Here is a 6631-nt window from a genome sequence, read left to right as displayed (position 1 = left end):
CCGAAATTTCGAGAAAAAGAAAGGTAGTGCACATTTGAATCTGTAAGATGTAGCTTTCGAAGAACGGATAGCGTACCATCTGAAGAGCCATCATTTATAAAAATATATTCAAACTTTTCTCCCATCTTCATCCGAACACGTTCCATTTCTCGATAAAATAATGGAATCGATTCTTCTTCGTTAAAACATGGGACTACAACTGATATAACCATTCATTGCTCCTATTAACATCTGCTACTAACTTATCAGTAAACTGTATATCTTCTAACTACCCTTTACAATACAGTTTTGCAAACAGTTTTAATAAACCGAGCTTTTCAATCAAGTTCATTGTAAAGATAGCTAGTTTAACCATAAACCTCTCATCTCTAATTTCTCGATCAAAAACAGAAAGAGTGGACTTCATTCCATTTATCCTGATCCAATCATTAATTTCTTTATATTGACGTAAAAACTCTGCACTTGTAGAATGTCTCCCACCGTCCAATAACCAATAAAGAGTAAATTTTTTTATAAAAAATTTAATTAATTTAGTTTCAGAAAAATCTTTAGGGATAATCGCTGCAATTTTATCAAGTACATTCTTGATATCCAAATTTGGGTTAAATCCTTTATTTAATGTATTAGAGGCACTATTCTCATTATAAAACCAATTATATCCACAATATGGGATAGTTCTTATATTTTCAGATTTTGTATATACCGTTAAGCTGAATAACAAGTCCTCAGCCAGCGGAATATCTGGAAAAGAAAGTTCGTGATCTACTAAAAATTTTTTTCTATAGATGCGAGCACATGGTGAAATCGATCTATATTTCGACCATTTATCTTTACCCAATTGGATAGAAAATAGTTGTTTACCATCTTGGTTTACTCTCTGAAGACCACCAATAACTGCATCATCTATCCCACTTGATATTTCATCATAAAACACCTGCAAGTAATCTGGGTTTATATAATCATCACTATCGATAAACATGATGAATTCACCTTTTGCAAGCTTGATGCCTTCATTTCTAGTATAGGCTGCACCTTTATTTTCTCGACTCAAAGTTCTAATATTTGGAGAAAATTGTTGGTATTCATTCAATATTTTAAACGAATTATCCTTTGAACCATCATCAATTGCAATAATTTCAAATGATTTAAAACTTTGATTCAAAACGGAATCTATACATCTTTTGAGATATAATTCTGCATTATATACTGGAATAATGACACTAATCTTAGGCGCTTCTTTCACAATCTTATCCTTTATATATTTTTATAGAACCCATAGTTTTGCAAATAATTAAGATATTCAAACTTTTATATTTTTATCAAACCTCGAGCACGCAATCTTTAACCATTCGTATCCTGACTCTTTTTATAAAAACGATTTAAACATTTCGCTAATCCGTTTGGCCAAAAGAGTTTAAACATCATGTAATCTTCCTTTGTTCGAGTATTGTCACTAATGGTATTACTCGTTTCAGAGTCTTCATGAATACGATGACACATTAATTTCTTTGGAACATATACAAATCTGCCATCAAATTTAGCCAAATGGTACCAGGCAAGCCAATCTAGACTAACTCTCCATTCCTCATCAAATCTAAAGCCCTTAACCAATTCTAAATTATAAGTTACAGCAGGGCAACAAATTGGATTTCCAAAAGCAAGAATCCGATTTCTCCACCACTTAGTTTTAGGGAATAATGAGATTGTTTTTAACATTAATGATTTGATTTTTAGATTTGAAGTCGGTTTAATGACCTCTCCATTTTTTTCTTCAAAATAATCAGAATAAAGAATGATAGCATCTTGATGCTTCTTTATCCTCTCTTGAATTTCCATTAAATAGGTTGGCTCATAATAATCATCTTGATGGGCTATTGTAGCATATTGGGTAGTAACAAAAGATAAAGCATTATTCCAATCTTTCCCAATCCCGCCACCTACAGTTGTATTAAACGGAATGGCATATTTTTGGCAAATACTTTCGATAAATACACTTGGAGTAGAAGTATACAAAATGATATTACTTTTTACGGTTTGGCTTAATAACGAGTTTATACAATCCTCTAAAAAAGGACTATCCCCATAAGCACAGATTACAAATGTATGATCATTCCACTGATTCATATTTTTGAATCTCCTTCCTTCTCATAATTACAAAGACAATCCAACTAGCAATGGTGTAAAACAACATAACAATAACAAAACTAAGCCCTGCTCCAAACAAGCCAAACTCCCTCATCGCTATAGGCGTAAGAATATTCGTCAATAACGCCATTGCGACATAAACATAGAGTAGATAGACTTGTTTCCTCAATATAATTAAAAAATCACCTATGACAGAAGCTATAGAATATAAAAAGCCGGAAAGCACTAAAATAGTAAGTAATAAACTATAATTTGATAAATCAATACCACTTATAATATTCAAAATAGGAATCCCTATCAAATAGGCCAGTATTGATACTACTAGTCCCAAAATCATAAGCAATAATAAAATCTTACGAATCATAGCATTAAATGTATAAAATCTTTTTTCTGACCATTGTTTTGCCAAATCGGTTATTAACGGTCTTAGTGCTAATACAAATAAACTCATAAAGAAAACAGGCATGAATAGAATACTGAAATCCCTTTGAGCACCTTCACGTAATACGCCCTCTACTAGCAATTTATCAATCACTTGTTTTGGATAATTCAATACATATACCAATAAAAAGCCGTTGACAAACAATGGAAGGCAAGTTTTCATGATGCTAATTGATCGCTTAAATGTAGCAGATGAAATCTGATTAAAAGGTATCGTTCTTATTTGTTTGGATTGGATGTAATCACCCCCAAAAACAAAAAGAACATTAAAAAAACATAAACAAATTAAAGAAAAAATTAAAGAATTTGAAAGTAACAAACTAATTAGGAGAATGATTGTGCTTAAACTATAACGAAGCACCATTAATTTCCCTGCAATATCTAAACGTTCATGTTGTTGAAATAATCCTTGGAATAAATCAGAAAAAGCATCACATGAACGATAAATAACTGTTAGGATGATAATTAAAAATAAATCCCCTTTTCCAACATTATTTCCACTAAAAAATAAATACGGAAATAGTGAAACTAACATTAAACAAACTGTAATAACCCTAGTTAGCCAATATTCCAAATACGAGTACGTTTCTTTCAAATCAGTCGCCTGATAATTTCTAACTTGAAAAATACCAATGACAACCCATAGGTTTCCAATTGCATAAGCCAAACTAAAATTATCAGCATCACTTGCAGAAGTATAACGAGAGACAATAATCAAATACAATATTGAGACTGCAGCTGCTGCTATATTTCCTGCAAAATTCCAAAAATAAATACTCCTATTTACTTTATTGTTCATTTTCATTCTCACTTCTTAATAAAGCAATCGTTTGTGACAATTTCTTAATCTGTACTGATTGTTTTGATACAGTACGAGTTAATGAAAAAATTAAAAATATTAATAAAAATGTACTTAATAAAAAAATAAAGTTACTTAGCGTTTGAATACCAAGAAATAAAGATATTGCTCCAATCAAATTAGGAAACCAAATGACTGGCAACGATAGCAAACAAAGAATGAGCCAAGAAATGACATTTCTCAGTTCAACGACTTTCTTTGCAACTAGGCGTAGAATATAAACGATAAAAATAATTACAATAAGGGTTAACCAAATATTTAACATGTTATTTCTTATATCCTCCACCAATTCTAGCCAATAGCATTGCCATTGTCACTTTGATCATATAGTAAACAGACTTACTGAATGTAATCGATGATTCTCCGTGTTCTCGCTCGTTCATCAAGACCGGTACTTCTGCAACGGAATAACCTGAGGTTAAGAGGGACACAATCGTCTCTGGTTCTGGATAATCACTTGGATATTGTTTAGCAAATTCTTCAATCACTTTTCGATCGGCCACCCGCAATCCTGATGTAGGATCTGTTACCTTTTGACCGGTTAAAATCTTAATTAATTTTTCAAAAAATGAAATTCCAATCCGTCGCGCGAAGGAGGATTGGAAACCTTGATTTTCAATGAAACGAGAGCCAATCACCATGTTCACATTCTTCTCTTGAAGGACTTGCAGCATCTTTCTGATAAATTCAGGATTATGCTGACCATCTCCATCCACTTGAACAGCATATTGATAGCCATTTTTAACTGCATATTGATAACCAGTCTGAACAGCACCACCAATTCCTAAATTAATCGGTAAATCGATAACGTTAAAGTTGTTATTGCGACAAATTTCAAGTGTATGATCTGTAGAACAATCATTGATAATGACATAATCAAATTCAGGTGTATGTTCTTCAATCATCTTGATTGTTTTTTCAATATTTCCACTCTCATTATAAGCAGGAATAATGATCAGTAATTCTGAATTTCTCAATCCTATGTTTTCCCTTCTAAGCATATCACTTCATTATACAATAATCAGTGCATATTTTCTACTTTATACTGTCCCCTCCCCCTTTTCATGGTATAATAGAGTGAATCGATGACGGAAGGACACCTTATGTTAAAGCTGGGAATTATTGGTACGAGTTGGATTTCACATGAATTTATTACAGCTGCTCATCAGACGGGCCACTATCACTTGCAGGCTGTGTATTCGAGAAAGATGAAGACTGCTCAAGAGTTTTGTGAGCCTTATGGAGCAATCTCTTGCTACACGGATTTCATTGACTTCTTAGACAGTGAACTGGATGTGGTCTACATTGCTAGCCCTAATTCTCTTCATTTCGCTCAGGCCAAGCTTGCTATTTTAGCAAAGAAGCATGTCATCATTGAAAAACCGGCTGTGACCAACCCTTCTGAATGGAAAGAACTGGTCAAGCTCGCTAAGGAGCACCAGGTCTATCTCTTTGAAGCTGCCAGAAATTACCAAGAAGCGGCCTTTCAAGTAGTTAAAGACTTCCTCTCTAATCAGGAAATACTGGGCGCCAACTTCACCTTTGCCAAATATTCTTCTAAATTGCCGGCCCTTCTTGCGGGTGAGATGCCCAATATTTTCTCAGATGTCTATGCAGGGGGAGCCTTGATGGATCTGGGAGTCTACTGCCTCTACTTGGCCATTGGCTTCTTTGGAGAACCGATATCCAGCCGCTACACCGCTCAGCAATTACCCAATTCGGTTGATCTCTATGGTCAAGGTGTCTTGATTTATCCAGAGTTTCAGGTTGCCATTCAGGCAGGGAAAAATATCACCAGCCATCTACCTGCTGAAATCTACACCAAGACTGGAACACTAACTCTCAATGCTGTAGCAGCCATCAACCAGGCTCGCTTCGTCAGCCATTCTGGGGAAGTCATCGACCTTCCGATCCAGTCCTGCCCACACCAAATGCAAGATGAGGCGGAAGCCTTTGCCCTTGCCATCGCTCATCAAAAGCCAGCTGCTTATCTTGAATGGTTACAAACAGCTGAGCAGGTCCATGAAACCCTCTACCAGATGCGTCAAAGCGCTGGAATACAATTTAAGGATGAAAAAGAATGAAAGAACAATTTCCACAAAGCTGGAAAGACCAGTTAGAAACACTTGGATTTGATACATTCACTGAAATTCAGGAACAGATCTTCTCCCCTATCTATGAAGGAGAAAATGTCCTCGGGATCAGTCCTACCGGTACAGGTAAGACACTCGCCTATCTCTTTCCGAGCTTGCTCAAACTCAAACCGAAGAAGGCCCAACAACTCTTGATTTTGGCTCCTAATACAGAATTAGCAGGACAAATTTTTGATGTCACCAAACAATGGGCAGAGCCTCTCGGTCTCCAGACACAACTCTTCCTTTCAGGATCTAGTCAAAAACGGCAAATCGAACGCCTCAAAAAAGGACCCGAAATCCTGGTTGGGACGCCTGGTCGGATCTTTGAGCTGATCAAGCTGAAAAAGATCAAAATGATGAATGTAGAAACCATCATTTTAGATGAATTCGACCAATTACTAAGTGATTCTCAGTACCACTTCGTCGACAAGATCAGCCACTATGCTCCCCGTGACCACCAATATGTCTACATGAGCGCCACAGCTAAGGTCGATCCAGACCAGCTAGAGGAAAATACTCTTCGCGTTACGGTTAATGGAGTTTCTTTGGACAATATCCAACATTTTTATATGCAAGTGGATAAGCGGGACAAGGTCGAATTGCTCCGCAAACTCGCCTACGTCGAAGATTTTCGTGGTCTGGCTTTTTTCAATAGCCTGTCTGATCTGGGTAGTGCTGAAGAAAAACTACAATACCGGGGTGTTGAGGCCGTATCGCTCGCAAGCGATGTCAATGTCAAATACCGCAAGGTCATTCTGGAACGCTTCAAAGACCATCAGCTGACCCTCTTGCTGGCCACCGATTTAGTCGCTCGTGGAATCGACATTGAACATCTTGAGTGTGTGATTAACTACGATATTCCTCGTGATGTGGAGACCTATACCCACCGTGCCGGTCGAACAGGACGAATGGGGCGTGAGGGCTATGTAATCACCTTTATCACCCACCCAAAAGAACTCAAATCCTTAAAAAAATACGCTTCTGTACGTGAACTGGTTTTAAAAAATTCCGAACTCTTTTTAAATGAATAAGAAAATCCTCTGCTAGTGAA

7 protein-coding genes and 1 pseudogene are annotated in these 6631 nt (G+C 36.2%); 2 read left to right on the top strand and 6 right to left on the bottom strand.

Annotated features, from left to right (window positions below; all coding sequences use genetic code 11):
- The 6 genes and pseudogenes from SPADD19_RS12635 to SPADD19_RS05455 all read right to left on the bottom strand — a co-directional run.
- Positions 1–212 (bottom strand): annotated as a pseudogene (locus SPADD19_RS12635) (glycosyltransferase); the annotation flags it as partial.
- 56 nt (positions 213–268) lie between these two features.
- Positions 269–1243, bottom strand: a complete 975-nt coding sequence (locus tag SPADD19_RS05475) for a glycosyltransferase family 2 protein (RefSeq protein WP_231065236.1) — start codon at positions 1241–1243, stop codon at positions 269–271.
- A gap of 98 nt (positions 1244–1341) precedes the next feature.
- Positions 1342–2124: a glycosyltransferase family 2 protein gene (locus SPADD19_RS05470; RefSeq protein ID WP_049472004.1), complete on the bottom strand. Its 783-nt coding sequence runs from the start codon at positions 2122–2124 to the stop codon at positions 1342–1344.
- Positions 2108–3385, bottom strand: a complete 1278-nt coding sequence (locus SPADD19_RS05465) for a lipopolysaccharide biosynthesis protein (RefSeq protein ID WP_065426856.1) — start codon at positions 3383–3385, stop codon at positions 2108–2110. Before SPADD19_RS05465 ends, SPADD19_RS05470 begins: the two co-directional genes overlap by 17 nt.
- A complete protein-coding gene (locus SPADD19_RS05460; protein WP_049472006.1) occupies positions 3375–3710 on the bottom strand; it encodes a DUF2304 domain-containing protein in 336 nt (111 codons plus the stop codon). Before SPADD19_RS05460 ends, SPADD19_RS05465 begins: the two co-directional genes overlap by 11 nt.
- Before the next feature lies 1 nt (position 3711).
- The gene (locus SPADD19_RS05455) at positions 3712–4446 is read right to left on the bottom strand and encodes a glycosyltransferase family 2 protein (protein WP_049522879.1); all 735 of its coding nucleotides are present in this window, start codon (positions 4444–4446) and stop codon (positions 3712–3714) included.
- 102 nt (positions 4447–4548) lie between these two features.
- On the opposite strand from SPADD19_RS05455, the gene SPADD19_RS05450 reads away from it, so the two are divergent.
- Both SPADD19_RS05450 and SPADD19_RS05445 read left to right on the top strand, forming a co-directional pair.
- Positions 4549–5529: a Gfo/Idh/MocA family protein gene (locus tag SPADD19_RS05450; RefSeq protein WP_061455591.1), complete on the top strand. Its 981-nt coding sequence runs from the start codon at positions 4549–4551 to the stop codon at positions 5527–5529.
- Positions 5526–6611: a DEAD/DEAH box helicase gene (locus SPADD19_RS05445; RefSeq protein WP_061455459.1), complete on the top strand. Its 1086-nt coding sequence runs from the start codon at positions 5526–5528 to the stop codon at positions 6609–6611. The genes SPADD19_RS05450 and SPADD19_RS05445 overlap by 4 nt, the downstream gene beginning before the upstream one ends.
- Positions 6612–6631 lie beyond the last annotated feature (20 nt).

Origin of the sequence: Streptococcus parasanguinis (assembly GCF_001578955.1) — a bacterium.
Taxonomy (GTDB): domain Bacteria; phylum Bacillota; class Bacilli; order Lactobacillales; family Streptococcaceae; genus Streptococcus; species Streptococcus parasanguinis_U.
This window is presented reverse-complemented; position numbering and strand designations above follow the sequence as displayed.